This is a genomic window from Lysobacterales bacterium (assembly GCA_016703225.1).
In the GTDB taxonomy this organism is placed as follows: domain Bacteria; phylum Pseudomonadota; class Gammaproteobacteria; order Xanthomonadales; family Ahniellaceae; genus JADKHK01.
This window is the reverse complement of the sequence record JADJCM010000001.1, coordinates 706,611-722,343: the sequence shown is the minus strand read 5'-3', so window position 1 is coordinate 722,343 and position 15,733 is coordinate 706,611. Positions and strand designations below refer to the sequence as shown.

Below are 15,733 nucleotides of genomic sequence, written 5' to 3'. Positions count from 1 at the left end.
ATGCCCGAAGCCCCGAACAAGACCATTCCCGTGCACCTGGTCGATGCCCCTGGCCTGGTCCCGGGCGCGAAGCAGATCGCGCGCGACAAGATCGCCCGCAACCCGGTCACCTTCGATGCCGAACGGCCGCTGCTGCGCAAGCCCGACTGGATCCGCGTGCGCCTGCCGAGCACGAACTCGGTGCAGTTGCTCAAGGACAAGCTGCGCGAAAACGCGCTGGTCACGGTCTGCGAAGAGGCTTCGTGCCCGAACATCCACGAGTGCTTCTCCAAGGGCACTGCCACCTTCATGATCCTCGGCGAGGTGTGCACACGCCGCTGCTCGTTCTGCGACGTAGCCCACGGCCGCCCCAAGCCGCCGGATGCGAACGAACCCGGCCAACTCGCGCAGACCATCCGCGACATGCGCCTGCGCTACGTGGTGATCACCTCGGTCGACCGCGATGACCTCGTCGACGGCGGCGCCGGCCACTTCGCCGACTGCATCCGCGAAACGCGCGCGCTCAGTCCCGACATCCGCATCGAGATCCTGACCCCGGACTTCCGCGGCAAGGGCCGCGCCGAGCGCGCGCTGGCAGCGCTTGCGGCGAATCCGCCGGACGTGTTCAACCACAACCTGGAGACGGTGCGCCGCGTCTACCGCGAGGTGCGCCCCGGCGCCGACTACGACTGGTCGCTGCGCCTGCTGCAGCAGTTCAAGGCCGAGCATCCCGAGTTACCGACCAAGTCCGGCATCATGCTTGGTCTCGGAGAGACCCTGGACGAGATCCACGACACCTTGCGCGACCTGCGCGCGCATGCGGTCGACATGATCACCGTCGGCCAGTACCTGCAGCCGTCACGCCATCATCACCCGGTGCTGCGCTACTGGACGCCGGCGGAGTTCGCCGAGATCGAGCGCTTCGGCATGGTGCTCGGCTTTCGCCATGTCGCCGCGGGGCCCTTGGTGCGTTCCTCCTATCATGCCGACGTGATGGCGCACGCCGCCGGCTATGGCTGACGGCACCCGCGGGAACCTCCGCAACGCGCTACTGTCCCACCACCCATCGCCGTACCGGGAATTGCCATGAACCTGCGTCTGATCGCCGCCATTGCTCTCGTCCTTGCACCGTTCGGGGTGGCGTTCACCCGCGCCGAACCGGCCGCAGCGGGCGTGTACCAGCCGAACCGCGGACAGGAGCAGGCGGCGCTGTGGGCGACGCGCTTCCTGACCCGCTTCCACTACAAGCGCGTGCCGCTCGACGACGCCATGTCGGAAACGATCTTCGAGCGTTATCTGGAATCGCTGGATGGCGACAAGTTGTTCTTCACTGCAGCCGACGTCGCCGGCTTCAAGGCGTATAGCGCCAAGCTCGACGACGCCATTCTCGACCAGCGACTCGCTCCGGCTTTCGATTTCTATGCGCGCTACGTCGAGCGTGTCGCCGAGCGCACTGCGCACGCGCGCGCCCTGCTCGCCAAGGGTTTCGATTTCAACGTCGACGAGAACTATCGCTTCGACCGCGAGGACGCGGCCTGGGCCAAAGACAGCGCTGCGCTGGATGAACTGTGGCGCCAGCGCGTCAAGAACGACTGGCTGCGCCTGAAACTCGCCGGCCGCGAGGACAAGGCCATTCGCGAAACGCTCGACAAGCGCTACGCCGGGTTCGAGCGGCGCCTGCGCGAACTCGATGGCGACGACGTGTTCCAGAGCTTCATGAATGCGTATTCGTCCGCGATCGAACCGCACACCAACTACATGTCGCCGCGCACCTCGGAGAACTTCAACATCCAGATGCGCCTGTCGCTGGAAGGCATCGGCGCGGTGCTCAGTCGCGAGGACGAATACACCACCATCCGCCAGATCGTGAAGGGCGGTCCCGCGGATCTGTCCGGCAAGCTCAAGGTCGGCGACCACATCACTGCGGTCGGCCAGGGCGAAAAGGGCGCATTGACCGATGTGGTCGGCTGGCGCACCGACGACGTGGTGGATTTGATCCGCGGCAAGAAGGGCACCACGGTGCGTCTCGACGTCCTCGCGGCCGATGCCGGCGATGACGGCAAGCCGGTGCAGCTGGTGCTGGTCCGCGACAAGGTGCGTCTGGAAGAGCAGGCAGCGAAGTCGGAACTGATCGATGTCGGTAGCGGCGCCTCGGCGCAGCGCATCGGCGTGGTGCGCCTGCCGACCTTCTATCACGACTTCGAAGGCGCGCGTCGCGGTGATGCCAACTACGCCAGCTCGACGCGCGACGTCGCCAAGCTGATCGCGGAATTGGCCAAGCAGAAGATCGACGGATTGGTGGTCGACCTGCGCGGCAATGGCGGCGGCTCGCTGACCGAAGCCTCCGACCTGTCCGGACTGTTCATCGACCAGGGCCCGGTGGTGCAGGTGCGTGACGCCCAGGGCCGCATTTCGATCGAAGGCGACGACCAGAGCGGCGCAGTCTGGGACGGCCCGCTGGCGGTGCTGATCAATCGCGAGTCGGCATCGGCCTCGGAGATTTTTGCCGCGGCACTGCAGGACTACGGTCGTGCACTGATCATCGGCGAAACCTCGTTCGGCAAGGGCACGGTGCAGAATCTGATCGATCTCGACCAGATGGCGCAGAACGATTCCGAGAAGTTCGGCCAGCTCAAGCTCACCGTGGCGCAGTTCTTCCGTGTCAACGGCGGCAGTACCCAGCATCGCGGCGTGGTGCCGGACATCGCCTATGCGCAGACCGCCTGGTCGGCCGAGGATTTCGGCGAGAGCTCGCTCGATTTCGCCCTGCCCTACAGCGAAGTGCAGCCAGCGGATTTTCGCCGCAGCGGCGACCTGTCGGCGCTGACGCCGCTGCTGGCGACACGCCACGAGGCGCGAGTCGCCAAGGACCCCGAATTCAAGTGGTGGTTTGATGACCTGGCCGAGTACGCGCGTCAGCGCGAGCGCAAGGACGTCTCGCTGCTGGAAAGCGCGCGCCGTGCCGAGCGCGACCAGAACGAGAAGAAGCGCTCCGAGCGCAAGGCCGCGCGCATCGCCGCCGGCGTCGATAGCGCAGACACCACGCACGAAGACGGCGACGACGGCTTGCTCGCCGACGAGCGTCGCGACGCCGCCGCGGCCAAGGACGAGAAAGCGGAGAAGCCGGACTTTCTGTTGCGCGAGTCAGCGCATATCCTCGCCGACGCGATCGAGTTGTTGCACACCGACCAGCGTCTTGCCGCGCGCGTGAAGAGCTTCGACCTGCACGAGACGGCGCGGGTCGACTGAATCAAGGAATCGAGGCTTGGAAGCCTCTCCCACGTTCGCGGGAACAAGGTGAGCGAGGCCCCTGACTCCGCGTATCCGCTGCGGAGACGGGTGGGAACGACCCCGGTCGCGATTCACGATGCGCCGTAGTCTCGCTTCAGCAGTTCATAGACGGCGCGCAGGCCCATTGCTTCGCCGCCACGAGGGCGGCCCGGGCGCTCGTTGTCGTTCCAGGCATAGGTGTCGAGGTGCAGCCACGGGATGTTCGGCGGCACGAAGCGCTGCAGGTACAGCGCCGCGGTGATCGCGCCGGCGTGGCGCGAGGGGCCGCTGTTGGCGAGATCGGCGATGCCGGACTCGAGCATCGCCAGGTACGGCTGCCACAGCGGCATCGGCCACAGCGGGTCCTGCACCTCGCGACCGAGTTCGACCAGGCGGTCGCGCAGGGCTTCGTCGTTGCCGAACAAGGGCGGCAGGTCCGGTCCGAGTGCGATGCGCGCGGCGCCGGTCAGGGTGGCGAAGTCGACGATCAGTTTGGGTTTCGACTCGGCTGCATAGGCGAGCGCGTCGCACAGCACGACGCGGCCTTCGGCATCGGTGTTGTCGATCTCGACGCTGAGCCCTGCGCGGGTGCGGATCACTTCGCCGGGACGGTAGGCATTGGCGCCGATGGCGTTCTCGACCGCCGGCACCAGCAGCCGCAGGCGGATCGGCAGGCGGCGTTCGAGTACCAGTTCGGCCAGCGCGATCGCATGCGCGGCGCCGCCCATGTCCTTCTTCATGTTGCGCATGCCGTCGGCCGCCTTGATGTCGAGCCCGCCGGTGTCGAAGCACACGCCCTTGCCGATGATCGCCACCTCGGGGTGCGCCGGATCGCCGGCCCGCACTTCGATCAGGCGTGGTGCGCGATGGCTGGCGCGGCCGACGGCATGGATCGCCGGAAAGTTCGCTTCCAGCAGTTCATTGCCGATCCACTCGCGGTATTGCGCGCCGAAGCGCTCCGCGATTTCGCGCGCCGCGGTGCCGAGTTCGGCCGGGCCCATGTCCTCGGTCGGCGTGTTGACCAGGTCGCGCGTACGCGTCGTCGCCGCCACCAGCGCGGCCACTTCGTCGAGATAGGTGCCGAGCGGAGCCAGCAGCCGCGCCGGCTCACGCCGCGCCGCCTTGTAGCGCTTGAACTGGTAGCTGGCGAGCGCGAAGCCGAGCGCGACGCGCGCGTGGTCGAGCTGCACGCCGCGGCTGCACAGGCTGTAGTCGCCGGCGGGCAGGGTTGCCGGCAAATGCGCGAGGGTGTTGAGTTCACTGGCGCTGGCGATGCCAACCAGCACCTCGGCGACGCCGCCATCGGCATCGGGAATAACGCAGCTGGTCAGCGGTTGCGCGCGGAATTGCTGCGCCGCGACCCAGCGTCGCGTGCGCTCGGCGGCGGTTGCGAGATAGGTGTCGAGGTCGGCCGTGGTCAGCGCGACCAGGGCGATGGCATCGGACATCAGCGGACTCCTTGGGCTTGGCGGACAGGTGCAGCGATCACGGCGCGACTCCGGAGTCGGGTGGCGCGGGTGTCGCGCTGACATTGGGTGGTGCGGCGACGGCGGCCGGCGGCGGTTCGTTGCGCAGCAGTGCCAGCAGCCGCCGCTCGCGCATCGCGAAAGTCTGGTTCAGCAGCCGCGCCTCGCGGATCGGCAGCAGCTTGCGCCGCTTCAGCCAGGAGGCGTTGGTCGGGGCTTCGAGAAAACGCACGAAACGCATCGCGAGATCGCTCGGGATCAAGTCGCCGCGGTGCACGACATACAGCGGCGTGGTCAACAGGTACTCGCCGCTGCGGATGGTCTTGAGCAGCGGCGTCGCGCCTTCGACGCGGAGCGCGCGCAGCTTGCGGTTTCCCTGGATGTTCGACAGCGCGCTGACGCCGAGTCCGTTCGGGTCGATCGCGACCGCGGCCTCCAGCTGCTCGGTGTTGAGGTACCAGCGGCTGGCTGCCACCGGGCGATGGCCGGCTCCGAACAGCGCGCGGCGCAGGCCGTATTCGGCGCCGTCGAGCGGTCCGGCGACGGCATACAGATTGATCGGTGCCGACGGGCCGCCGACCTGGTCCCAGCGCGTGATCTTGCCGAGGTAGATGTCGCGGATCTGGCGCAGGCTGAGCCCGGGTGTCGGGTTGCCCGGGTGCGCGATCAACGCCAGCGCCTCCCAGGCCACCGGATAGAAGTCGAGTACCGCTTCGTCGGGCTTCAGTTCGTGGCGGCCGCGCGCGGTGAGCGCGATCTCCACCTCGCCGCGCGCCACCGCTTCGATGGCACTGACCGTGGACAGCATCGCCAGGCGCACGCGCCGGTGTTCGTTGAGCTGGAACAGGCGAGTCGCCTCGGCGCCGAAGGCGCGCAACGCGACGCTGTCGGCGCGTCCATCGATGGTGTTCTGGGCGCGCGCGCCTGCGCCTGGAATCAGCGTGCCGCAGAGCATCAGAAACAGCAGCGGAAGGGACAGCGCACGCATGCGAACACGGACCGGAAAGCGGCGCGCACCTTAACATGCGCGCCCTTGCGCGGCGTGAAAGATCGCTACTCCACGAGCATGTAAAACGCGCTGCGGCCGCGCACAATGGTGAGCAGCAATTGCGTGCTGCGGCGCTTCGCGATGCGCGCCTCGAGCTCGCCGAGGTCGCGCACCTCGACCTGGTTCACGGCAGCAATCAAGTCATTCACGCGCAGGCCGTTGGCCTCGGCGCGCGAGTTGCTGGCGACGTCGTTCACCAGCACCCCGGCCAGACCCTGGCGGCGAAGCTTGTCGGGCAGCTCGCCGAGCCCGGCACCGGCCAGGCCGGGATCGAGCTTGCCGCCATCGAGCTTGCGCAACTCGGTCGGTTTCAAGGTCGCGGTGAGGGTGGAGGCAACGCCGTCGCGCTGGATGCTGATGGCCAGGCGCGTGCCGAGCGGCAGCAAGCCTTCGAGGTTGCCCAACTCGCGGCTGGCGTGGACCGGCTTGCCGTTCAGGGCGGTGATCACGTCGCCCTCGTGCAGCCCGGCGGCGGCTGCGGGCGAGCCGGGTTGCACACGCGTGACCACCGCGCCCAGCGCCGATTTCAGACCGAGCAGAGGTGCGATCTCGGCGGTCACGTCCTGGGTGTCGACGCCGAGCGAGCCGCGCTTGACCTCGCCGAAGGCCAGCAGCTGGCGCATCACTTCGCGCGCCAACTTGGCTGGAATCGCGAAGCCGATGCCGACGTTGCCGCCGGAAGGCGAGTAGATCGCGGTGTTGATTCCGACCAGTTCGCCGCGCAGGTTGACCAGTGCGCCGCCGGAGTTGCCGGGGTTGATCGAGGCATCGGTCTGGATAAAATCCTGGACTCCGACGCCACGCAGCCCCGAGCGCCCGAGCGCGGAGACGATGCCCGAGGTCACCGACTGGCCGATACCGAACGGATTGCCGAGCGCGACCACAAAATCGCCGACGCGCAGCTGGTCGGAGTCGGCCAGCGGCAACGCCGCTAGCCGTTCGGCCGGAATCTGCAGCAAGGCCACGTCCGAATCCGGGTCGCTGCCGATGAACTTGCCCTTGAGGGTGCGGCCGTCGGCGAGGGTCACCTGGATGTCGTCGGCACCGTCGATGACGTGGTTGTTGGTGAGCACGTAGCCTTTCAGTGCATCGACGATCACGCCCGAGCCGAGCGACTGCTGCACGCGTTCGCGCGGCACGCCGGGGCTGTTGAAGAAGCGGCGGAAGAAGGGGTCATCAAAGAACGGGTCGCGCACCTTGACGAGGGTCTGCGAGTGGATGTTGACCACCGCCGGCTGCGTGCGCTCGATCATCGGCGCCAGCGTCGGCAGAGGCTGGCCATCCACCGCCGCCGGCAGTTGTGCAAGCGTGGTGTTGCAAGCGACCAGCAGGGTCAGCGCGCAAAGGAACGGTCGGAAGGACATCGGCGGAAACTCCGGAAGTCGCGGTCGCGGGACCGCGGGAATGGGGGTGGTTCTGCGACCACGAAGTGTGCCGCGGGTTCGTGCCTCCGGGAGAGAATTTGCGCGGTGCAGCAAGCGATTGCATGCGCGCTCCTGGGTGTGCCCGGCGGTTGACACTCCGTGACCCGAAGCGTAAGGTGCCCATCCGCTGAGTCACAACATCTAGTGGTGAGGAACCTTCATGAACCCAACCAATTGGGTTTGCCATGGGGTTGAACCCGCAGGTACCGAAGGGTGCCGCGGTCTTGCCACAGCTCGCGGAACCCGTTTTTGACGAGAAACAATGGGCAGCCGGGCTGCACCGTTGCGGGCGGATTCCGTGTCGTGCTTGGCGGGGATGACGAAACCTGTTGGGAGGAAGAACAAGAATGAGCACGGTGCGCCTCGAAGCTGTGGCCCGCGAGACAGTGGAAATCCCGCTGCAGCCGGCTTCGTTCGACATCTGGGACAAGAAGTACCGCCTCAAGAGCAAGCGCGGTGATGCCGTCGATGAAACCATCGACGACACCTTCAAGCGCGTGGCGCGGGCGCTTGCGGAAACCGAGCCGACCGCGGAGAAGCAGAAGTACTGGTACGAGCGCTTCCTGTGGGCCTTGCGTCGCGGTGCGATCCCGGCCGGCCGCATCACCTCCAACGCCGGCGCGCTCGAACACAAGCCGGCGACGAGCACGATCAACTGCACCGTGTCCGGCACCATCACCGATTCGATGGACGGCATCCTCGAACGCGTGCATGAAGCTGGCCTGACCTTGAAGGCGGGGTGTGGCATCGGTTACGAGTTCTCGACGCTGCGCCCGCGCGGCGCCTTCGTTGCGGGCGCCGGCGCCTACACCTCCGGGCCGATGTCGTTCATGGATATCTACGACAAGATGTGCTTCACCGTGTCCTCTGCCGGAGGTCGTCGCGGCGCGCAGATGGGCACGTTCGATGTCTCGCATCCGGACGTCAAGGACTTCGTCCGCGCCAAGCGCGAAGACGGCCGCCTGCGCCAGTTCAACCTGAGCCTGCTGATCACCGACGAGTTCATGGACGCGGTCGCCGCCGATGGCGACTGGCCGCTGGTGTTCCCGGTGCATGTGAAGGAGCAGGGCGAGGTCGATCTCGGCGACGCCAGCCAGATCGTCTGGCGCGACTGGCCGCTCAAGGACCAGTACGTCAGCCGCGACGACGGACTGGTTGCTTGCAAGATCTATGGTCACATCCGCGCACGCCACCTGTGGGACATGATCATGGTCTCGACGTATGACTACGCCGAGCCTGGGTTCATCCTGATCGACCGCGTCAACGAGATGAACAACAACTGGTGGTGCGAGACCATCCGCGCGACCAATCCTTGCGTCACCGCCGATACGTGGGTGCAGACCACCGATGGACCGCGCCAGGTCGCGGACTTGCTAGGCAACCCGTTCCTGGCCCAGGTGGACGGCGTTCCGCACGCCAGCGGTGTCGAAGGATTCTTCAAGACCGCCACCAAGGACGTGGTGCGCCTGCAGTTGGCCGAGGGTCAGGCGTTGCGCCTGACGGCCGACCACCGCGTGCGCCGCGTCACCCGCCAGACGCGCTGGTCCACCGACACCGAATGGTGTGCGGCCGGGCAACTGGCAGTTGGCGATCGGGTGTTGCTCAACAATCACCGTAGCGCCGGCGAATGGCGCGGCGAACGCAGCTTTGAGGACGGTTTCCTGCTCGGTCTGCTGGTCGGTGACGGCACCCTCAAGCGAGACGCCGCGGTGCTCTCGGTTTGGGCGCAGGCAGCGGCCGTGAATGCCGGCAGCTTGGCCCCGGTCGCGCTGATGGACGAGGCCCTGCGCTGCGCACAGACCCTGCCGCATCGCGCCGACTTCGCCGGCTGGTCCGAAGTCGAGGGTCGCGGCGAGCATCGCCTCAAGCTCGCCACGCTGCGCGATCTCGCGTTCGAATTGGGCATGCGCCCGGGCAACAAGGCGATCACCCCGGCGGTCGAGAAGACCTCCAGCGATTTTCATCGCGGCTTCCTGCGCGGCCTCTTCGACGCCGATGGTTCGGTGCAGGGCAACCAGGAAAAAGGCGTCAGCGTGCGTCTCTCGCAGTCCGACCTGCCGCGCCTGGAAGCGGTGCAGCGCATGTTGCTTCGCCTCGGCATTGCGTCGACGATCTATCGTGATCGCCGCGCGGCGGGTGAGAGCCTGCTGCCCGATGGCCGTGGCGGCGAGCGGGCCTATGCGACGCAGGCGCAGCACGAACTGGTCGTCAGTGGCGACAACCTCGCCGAGTTCGCCAAGCGCGTCGGTTTCGCCGATACCGGCAAGGCGCGCCGACTCACCGCCGCGCTGGCCGGCTACCGCCGCAATCTCAATCGTGAGCGTTTCGTCGCCACCGTCCAGAGCGTTACCGACGACGGCCGCGCCGACGTGTACGACGTGCAAGTGCCGGGCATCAACACCTTCGACGCCAACGGACTGCATGCGCACAACTGCGGCGAACAGCCGCTGCCGCCCTACGGTTCCTGCCTTCTCGGTTCGGTCAACCTGACCAAGTTCGTGCGCGACCCGTTCACCGCGAAGGCGCGCTTCGACTGGGAGGAATACCGCGAAGTCGTGCGCGTTTTCACGCGCATGCTCGACAACGTTGTCGAGATCAACGGCCTGCCGCTCGAACAACAGCGCCACGAAATCATCAGCAAGCGCCGCCACGGCATGGGCTTTCTCGGTCTCGGTTCGAGCTTGACCATGCTGCGCATGGGCTATGGCTCGCCCGATTCCTGCAAGTTCACCGAGGACGTGTCGCGCGAGATGGCGCTCGCCGGCTGGGAGGTCGCAGCGAGCCTGGCCGAGGAGAAAGGCCCGGCCCCGATCATGGACCAGGACTTCATCGTCACCGGCGAGATGCTGCGCAAGCGCCCGGAAATGGTCCGCGACGGCATCCAGCTCGGCGACGTGCTCAAGGGCCGGGTGCTGCACGCCAAGTACTCGCGCTACATGCAGCGCGTGGCCACCGTGGCACCGGAACTGGTGGCCAGGATCGCCGAGCACGGCGCGCGCTTCACCCACCACAGTTCGATTGCGCCGACCGGAACCATCTCGCTGTCGCTCGCCAACAATGCCAGCAACGGCATCGAACCCAGCTTCGCGCACCACTACAGCCGTAATGTCATCCGCGAAGGCAAGAAGTCCAAGGAAAAGGTCGAGGTGTTCAGTTACGAACTGCTTGCCTATCGCACCTTGATCAATTCCAGGGCGATGCCGTTCGCGGGCGACGAGGACTCGAAGCTGCCGGACTATTTCGTCTCCGCCGACGACATCACGCCGAAGGCGCATGTCGACATCCAGGCCGCTTCGCAGATCTGGGTCGACTCGTCGATCTCCAAAACCGCGAACGTGCCGACCGATTACGCCTATGAGGATTTCAAGGACATCTACCGCTACGCCTACGAGAAGGGCTTGAAGGGATGCACCACCTTCCGCTTCAATCCAGCAGCGTTCCAGGGCGTGTTGGTGAAAGAGCAGGACCTCGAGAACACCATCTATCGCTTCGAGCTCGAAGACGGCAGCATCGTCGAGGCCAAGGGCAACGAGGAGATCGAGTACGACGGCGAGATCCACACTGCGGCCAATCTGTTCGATGCGCTGAAAGAGGGCTACTACGGGAAATTCTGATCCGCTTGCGTCCGAATCCGTGCGGGCGTTGCGTTAGATCAAGGAGTGCGGCGGCGGAAACGCCGACGATGAAACGGGCCATGGATGGTGCGTTCGGCCGGTCATGGAAACATGATCGGCCTTCGGCCGTCCGGGCAACCGGCGGTTGCGGTGGCGGGAATGGACGTCGACCACTGACCACAACAAAACTAACTGAAGCAGCCGGAGGGTTTATCCCATGAGTAATGATTCGATGATGTCCAATGTGGCCGATGCCATGGCCGACGTGAAAGCCGCGGTGGCCGAGAAGGCCAGCGATGCGATGGCCGGAGCCAAGAAGGTCGTGGCCAAGGCCAAGAAAGCCGTGGTGAAGGCGGAGAAGGCGGTCGTGAAGAAGGCCGGCGCCGCGAAGAAAGCGGTGAAGAAGGTGGTGGCGAAGGCGAAGAAGGCCGCGGCTCCGAAGAAGGCCGCAAAGAAGGCCGCCAAGCCTGCCGCCAAGAAGGCCGCGAAGAAGGCCGCGAAGCCAGCCGCAAAGAAGGCCGGAAAGAAGGTCGTGAAGAAGGCTGCGAAGCCCGCCGCCAAGAAGGCTGCGCCGAAGAAGGCTGCCAAGCCCGCGGCGAAGAAGGCCGTGAAGAAAGTCGCCAAGAAGGCCGCCCCGAAGAAGGCCGCCAAGAAGGCAGCGAAAAAGAAGTAAGCGACACGGGCAAGCCTGCTTGCCCGGTGTCTTGGCGGCCCGACGCACGTCTCCTTGACGTGATGTCGTTGACGGGCCGAGGTCTCGCACACGCCGGGTCAGCGTGTGTTTGAGGCGCGTCCACCGGCGCCTGCGCTTGCGCAGAGCCGGCTCGGACATCCTCCTGCGCATGACCATGCGCAGGAGCCTCCTGCACTGCCATGGCGCCACTACGGCGGCGCCGTGGCGACACTCCAGCGATAGTCACAACAAAGCCCTGTGCGACGACGCGCAGGATCGGGACGGGAACAACGATGGCGATCAAGATCGGGAAGAAGATCAAGGACTACAGTGTGGTGCGACCGGAAGACAAGGCGCGCGCAGTGCCTGCGGTTGCCATGAGCACTCCGGCCGAGACGATCGCACTGCCGAAGTCCGCCGACGTCATCCAGATGACCGAACAGGTCGAGCGTCCCGACGTGCTGATCGGCTCGACCTACAAGGTCAAGTCGCCGTTGTTTGAGCATGCGCTGTACGTCACGCTGAACGACATCGTGCTCAACCAGGGCACCGAGCATGAGCTGCGGCGCCCGTTCGAGGTGTTCATCAATTCCAAGAACATGGATCACTTCCAGTGGATCGTGGCGTTGACGCGGATCATGAGCGCGGTGTTCCGCAAGGGCGGCGATGTCACCTTCCTGGTCGAGGAGATGAAGGCGGTATTCGATCCGCGCGGTGGCTACTTCAAGGCCGGTGGCGTGTACATGCCCTCGATCGTCGCCGAGATCGGCAGCGTGGTCGAAGAACATCTGAAGTCGATCGGCCTGATCCACGATCCGGAGATGAGCGTCGAGGCGCGCAAGCTGATCGCCGACAAGCGTTCCGCCTACGAATCGCGTTCGAAGAAGCGGCAATCCGATACGGCGACGGATGCGGTCACCGTGCCGGCTGATCTCGCCGAGAAGTTCCCGCCGAGCGCGACCCTGTGCCACAAGTGCAACACCAAGGCCACCATCATCATGGACGGCTGCGCGACCTGCCTGAACTGCGGTTACTCGAAGTGCGGTTGAGACTCCAGCGTCGGTGATCCTGTCCGGCCATCGTCAGGGAGCGGGAGCTTGGGTTGCTGGTTGCTCTGCTGCTGTTCTTGGTGAGTACGGCCATGCCGGTTCTTGCGGTTCCATCAAGCTCTACGCAAGACCGTACTGCGCAAGCGTTCGGTGCTTGACGCGCACGGCGTCCCGATACGCTTCGATGATGCGCACATGGGTGCGTGGGCCGGATCGATGCGGCGTCTCCTGTGGGTGGAACTGCCTGGCAGGTGAGGTGAGTCACCCGGTTCAAATTTCATCGGGAGGCAACCCATACACGCTCCGCCACAGTTGGGCGAGGGCGGTGGCGGTTTCGCGGGGGCGTTCCATGAGGGGCATGTGGCCGCAGTCGTCGAGCAGCACGACTTGCTCGTTCGGCAGGCCGGCGCGGAAGGCATCGACCGAGCTGACATCGAGCACGCGGTCATCGCGGCACCAGAGCACCAGGGTCGGCAGGTCGAGCGTGGGCAGCAGGCCGGCGAGCACGAACACTTCGTTGGGCTGGCGCAACTGGCGCATGGCTTCGTCCCAGTCGGCGCCGCGCGGGAGCACGCGATCGGCATAGGCAGCGAGCACCGGTTTCGGCAGGAACGGGCGGTGCTTGAACACGATATCGAGGAAGGCGTCGAAGTCGGCTCTCGTTTCGAGCCGGTACGGATTGCCGCCGCCCTGGATCGCGCGCATGAAATCGTTCGGCGCGAACGGAACGCCGGCGGAGTCGAGGAAGGCCAGCGTGCGCACGCGTTGCGGGTGCGCGGCGGCGTAGCGCCCGGCGATGTCGCCGCCCATCGAGTGACCGACCAGGTCGATGCGGCCGACGTGCAAGGCATCGAGCCACGCATGCAGCCGACCGGCCTGGGCACCGGCGCGGAAGTCCGGCCCGGGCGGGTTCGGGCTGCCGCCGAAGCCGGGCAGGTCGGGGACGAGGTAACGGCGCGTGTCCGGCGCGTGCCGGAGCACGTCGAGCCAGGTGCTCGAATCGGCCTGCAGTCCGTGCAACAGCACCACCACATCGGCGTCGGCCGGGCCGCGCTCGAGATAACGCCAGCGTTGGCCATCGACTTCGATGAATCGCTCCTCGGCGCCGGCCATCCAGTGCTTGCGCGCCAATTCGGCATTGAGCACGTGGCCGGGTGCCAGGAACACCGCCGCGGTCGCGGCCGCGGCCAGGGCCGCGAGCAGGATCAGCAGTCGCTTCAGCCAGCGCATGGATCAGGGCTTGAAGCCGAGCACCGCATCGACCGAGTTCTGCGCGATCGGGTGCAGACCCGGGCGCGCGATCCGGTAGACCTCGGTCGCCCAGACCTTGTTCTGCGGCGTCTTTGCGAGCTCGGTCCACAGCGGCATCATCAGCTTGCGTCGGCCGATCTCGATCAGGTGCGCGCGCAGCGCATCGCGGATCGGTGCGTAGTCGGCGCGGATGCCGGCGAGGAACCAGCGCATGCTGATCTCGCGGTTCTGGCGCTGCGTCAGGCCGTAGCTGGAATCGAGTGCGGCCATCTTCGCGGCATCGGCCTTCTCGGCGAAGCCGTTGAGGAAATGCACCCACTCGCCGGTGGCCCAAGAGCCCGCGGTCAGCGTTGCGGCATCGCGCTTGCCGGCCAAGAAGTCGGCCAGCGCACCGTCGATGGCTTCGAGCTTGGCCGAGTGCGACAGCAGCGCGTGCTTGGGCACGCCCGGCTGGTGCAGCCACACGTCGAGATCGGCGCGGCGCACTGGCGCGTCCTTGGCATCGAGCAGACGCGTGCCGAAGAACTCCAGGAACTCCTCGGTCGAGACCGACTGGAACGCGTGCTCGTCGAACCAGGCGCGCACCACCGCGTCGAACTCCTCGCGGCCGAAGCGCTTCTCCAGCGTGCGCAGCATCCACTCGCCCTTCTGGTAGGGCACGCCGCTGAAGGCATCGTCGGGATCGCGGCCCTTGAGGCTCAGCACCAGGTGCTGGTCGAGTGCCGGCAGCTCCTTCAACTCGGCGAGCAGTTCCTGCTGGCCGACGACTTGATCCATCAACGCCTGATCGACGCCGAACACCGCTTCGACGATGCGGTTCTCGACGTAGCTGGTGAAGCTCTCGTTGAGCCACAGGTCGCGCCAGCTGCCGTTGGTGGCGAGATTGCCGGACCAGGAATGCGCGAGTTCATGCGCGACCACGTTGACCAGCGACTTGTCGCCGGCGATCAGCGTTGGCGTCAGGAACGACAGGCGCGGATTCTCCATGCCGCCGAACGGGAACGAGGGCGGCAGCACCAGCATGTCGTAGCGCCCCCAGCGATACGGACCGTAGAGCTTCTCGGCGGCGAGGATCATCGCCTCGATGTCCTCGAACTCCTTCGCCACCGCATCCAGCCGGCCGGGTTCGGTCCAGACATAGGAGCGCGGACCGACCTGCCTCGAGGCGATGTCGCCGGCCGCGATCGCGAGCAGGTAGGACGGGATCGGCTGCGGCATGTGGAAGCGGAAGCCGCCGCGACCATCGGCTGCCGGGTCGTTGTCGGCGCTCATCACGACGCGGATGCCCTCGGGCGCGGTGACGCGCGCGCGATAGGTGAAGCGCACCGCGGGCGTGTCTTGCAACGGCGCGAAGCTGCGCGCGTGAATCGCTTGCGCCTGCGAGAACATGAAGGGTGTCTGCTTGCCGAGTGTCTGCGCCGGCTCCAGCCACTGCAGCCCGGACGCGCCCGGCGCAGTGCGGTAGTACACGCGCACCTTGGGCGCAGCGTCCTTCAGACGGATGCGCAGGTGCGAGCCGAACTTCGCATCGCGCTTCGCCAGCGAGAACGGCGCGTTCGACCAGCTGCCATCGCTGCGCTGCGCGCTGACCCGCTCGATGCTCAGGTCGCGGGTGTCCAGATCGAGCCGCTTCGCCTGCGGCTGCTTCCAGTCCAGACTGATCTCGGCAAAACCGGCGAGCCGCCGCTGCTCGAACGAGACATCGAGATCCAGATAGACGTGCTTGATCCGGACCTCGTCCAGATGCGCGTAGGAATGCTCGTCGCGCGCGTTCTCGCCACGAACGGTGATCGGCCCGACGGCCGCAAGAACGGCCACCAGGCCGGCAAACAGGGTGCGCATGATCCGCCTCCGGAAAGAGGCGGCGAGTCTAGCGCGCGGGGAAAGTGGAGTGACGTGCAAGTGATAGAGACGGTGCGAACGGCAGCTGTTCTCTGGCAAGGAACCACCGTGAGGGCT

The 15,733-nt window shown here is 66.3% G+C and carries 10 protein-coding genes; 5 read left to right on the top strand and 5 right to left on the bottom strand.

The annotated features are described in order from the left end of the window. Both lipA and IPG63_03100 read left to right on the top strand, forming a co-directional pair. Positions 1-999: a lipoyl synthase gene (gene lipA, locus IPG63_03105; protein MBK6726243.1), complete on the top strand. Its 999-nt coding sequence runs from the start codon at positions 1-3 to the stop codon at positions 997-999. A 66-nt stretch (positions 1,000-1,065) separates the two neighbouring features. Further along, the gene (locus IPG63_03100) at positions 1,066-3,228 is read left to right on the top strand and encodes a carboxy terminal-processing peptidase (GenBank protein ID MBK6726242.1); all 2,163 of its coding nucleotides are present in this window, start codon (positions 1,066-1,068) and stop codon (positions 3,226-3,228) included. A 113-nt stretch (positions 3,229-3,341) separates the two neighbouring features. On the opposite strand, the gene IPG63_03095 is transcribed toward IPG63_03100, so the two are convergent. From IPG63_03095 to IPG63_03085, 3 genes are all read right to left on the bottom strand, one after another. Then, positions 3,342-4,697, bottom strand: a complete 1,356-nt coding sequence (locus tag IPG63_03095) for a leucyl aminopeptidase family protein (protein MBK6726241.1) — start codon at positions 4,695-4,697, stop codon at positions 3,342-3,344. 37 nt (positions 4,698-4,734) lie between these two features. Next, a complete protein-coding gene (locus tag IPG63_03090) occupies positions 4,735-5,703 on the bottom strand; it encodes a substrate-binding domain-containing protein (protein ID MBK6726240.1) in 969 nt (322 codons plus the stop codon). Between the two features lie 65 nt (positions 5,704-5,768). Beyond that, the gene (locus IPG63_03085; GenBank protein ID MBK6726239.1) at positions 5,769-7,127 is read right to left on the bottom strand and encodes a Do family serine endopeptidase; all 1,359 of its coding nucleotides are present in this window, start codon (positions 7,125-7,127) and stop codon (positions 5,769-5,771) included. Between the two features lie 407 nt (positions 7,128-7,534). On the opposite strand from IPG63_03085, the gene IPG63_03080 reads away from it, so the two are divergent. The 3 genes from IPG63_03080 to IPG63_03070 all read left to right on the top strand — a co-directional run bounded on the left by IPG63_03080 (position 7,535) and on the right by IPG63_03070 (position 12,523). Next, complete coding sequence (locus tag IPG63_03080; GenBank protein MBK6726238.1) at positions 7,535-10,801, top strand: ribonucleoside-diphosphate reductase; 3,267 nt, start codon at positions 7,535-7,537, stop codon at positions 10,799-10,801. Between the two features lie 244 nt (positions 10,802-11,045). Then, the gene (locus IPG63_03075) at positions 11,046-11,474 is read left to right on the top strand and encodes a hypothetical protein (GenBank protein MBK6726237.1); all 429 of its coding nucleotides are present in this window, start codon (positions 11,046-11,048) and stop codon (positions 11,472-11,474) included. 293 nt (positions 11,475-11,767) lie between these two features. Continuing rightward, positions 11,768-12,523 (top strand): NrdJb, encoded by a 756-nt coding sequence (locus tag IPG63_03070; protein MBK6726236.1) that lies wholly within the window; start codon positions 11,768-11,770, stop codon positions 12,521-12,523. Between the two features lie 270 nt (positions 12,524-12,793). Here the strand turns inward: IPG63_03070 and IPG63_03065 are convergent, their stop codons facing one another. After that, on the bottom strand, positions 12,794-13,753 hold the full coding sequence (locus tag IPG63_03065; protein ID MBK6726235.1) for an alpha/beta fold hydrolase: 960 nt from the start codon (positions 13,751-13,753) through the stop codon (positions 12,794-12,796). A 3-nt stretch (positions 13,754-13,756) separates the two neighbouring features. Then, entirely contained in the window at positions 13,757-15,616 is a 1,860-nt protein-coding gene (locus IPG63_03060; protein ID MBK6726234.1) for a M1 family metallopeptidase, read from the bottom strand. Positions 15,617-15,733: the final 117 nt, after the last annotated feature.

Bases quoted from the DNA above. Each gene is read 5' to 3' on its own strand.
- lipA (MBK6726243.1), top strand. From the start codon at position 1: ATGCCCGAAGCCCCGAACAAGACCATTCCCGTGCACCTGGTCGATGCC.
- IPG63_03100 (MBK6726242.1), top strand. From the start codon at position 1,066: ATGAACCTGCGTCTGATCGCCGCCATTGCTCTCGTCCTTGCACCGTTC.
- IPG63_03095 (MBK6726241.1), bottom strand. From the start codon at position 4,697: ATGTCCGATGCCATCGCCCTGGTCGCGCTGACCACGGCCGACCTCGAC.
- IPG63_03090 (MBK6726240.1), bottom strand. From the start codon at position 5,703: ATGCGTGCGCTGTCCCTTCCGCTGCTGTTTCTGATGCTCTGCGGCACG.
- IPG63_03085 (MBK6726239.1), bottom strand. From the start codon at position 7,127: ATGTCCTTCCGACCGTTCCTTTGCGCGCTGACCCTGCTGGTCGCTTGC.
- IPG63_03080 (MBK6726238.1), top strand. From the start codon at position 7,535: ATGAGCACGGTGCGCCTCGAAGCTGTGGCCCGCGAGACAGTGGAAATC.
- IPG63_03070 (MBK6726236.1), top strand. From the start codon at position 11,768: ATGGCGATCAAGATCGGGAAGAAGATCAAGGACTACAGTGTGGTGCGA.
- IPG63_03065 (MBK6726235.1), bottom strand. From the start codon at position 13,753: ATGCGCTGGCTGAAGCGACTGCTGATCCTGCTCGCGGCCCTGGCCGCG.
- IPG63_03060 (MBK6726234.1), bottom strand. From the start codon at position 15,616: ATGCGCACCCTGTTTGCCGGCCTGGTGGCCGTTCTTGCGGCCGTCGGG.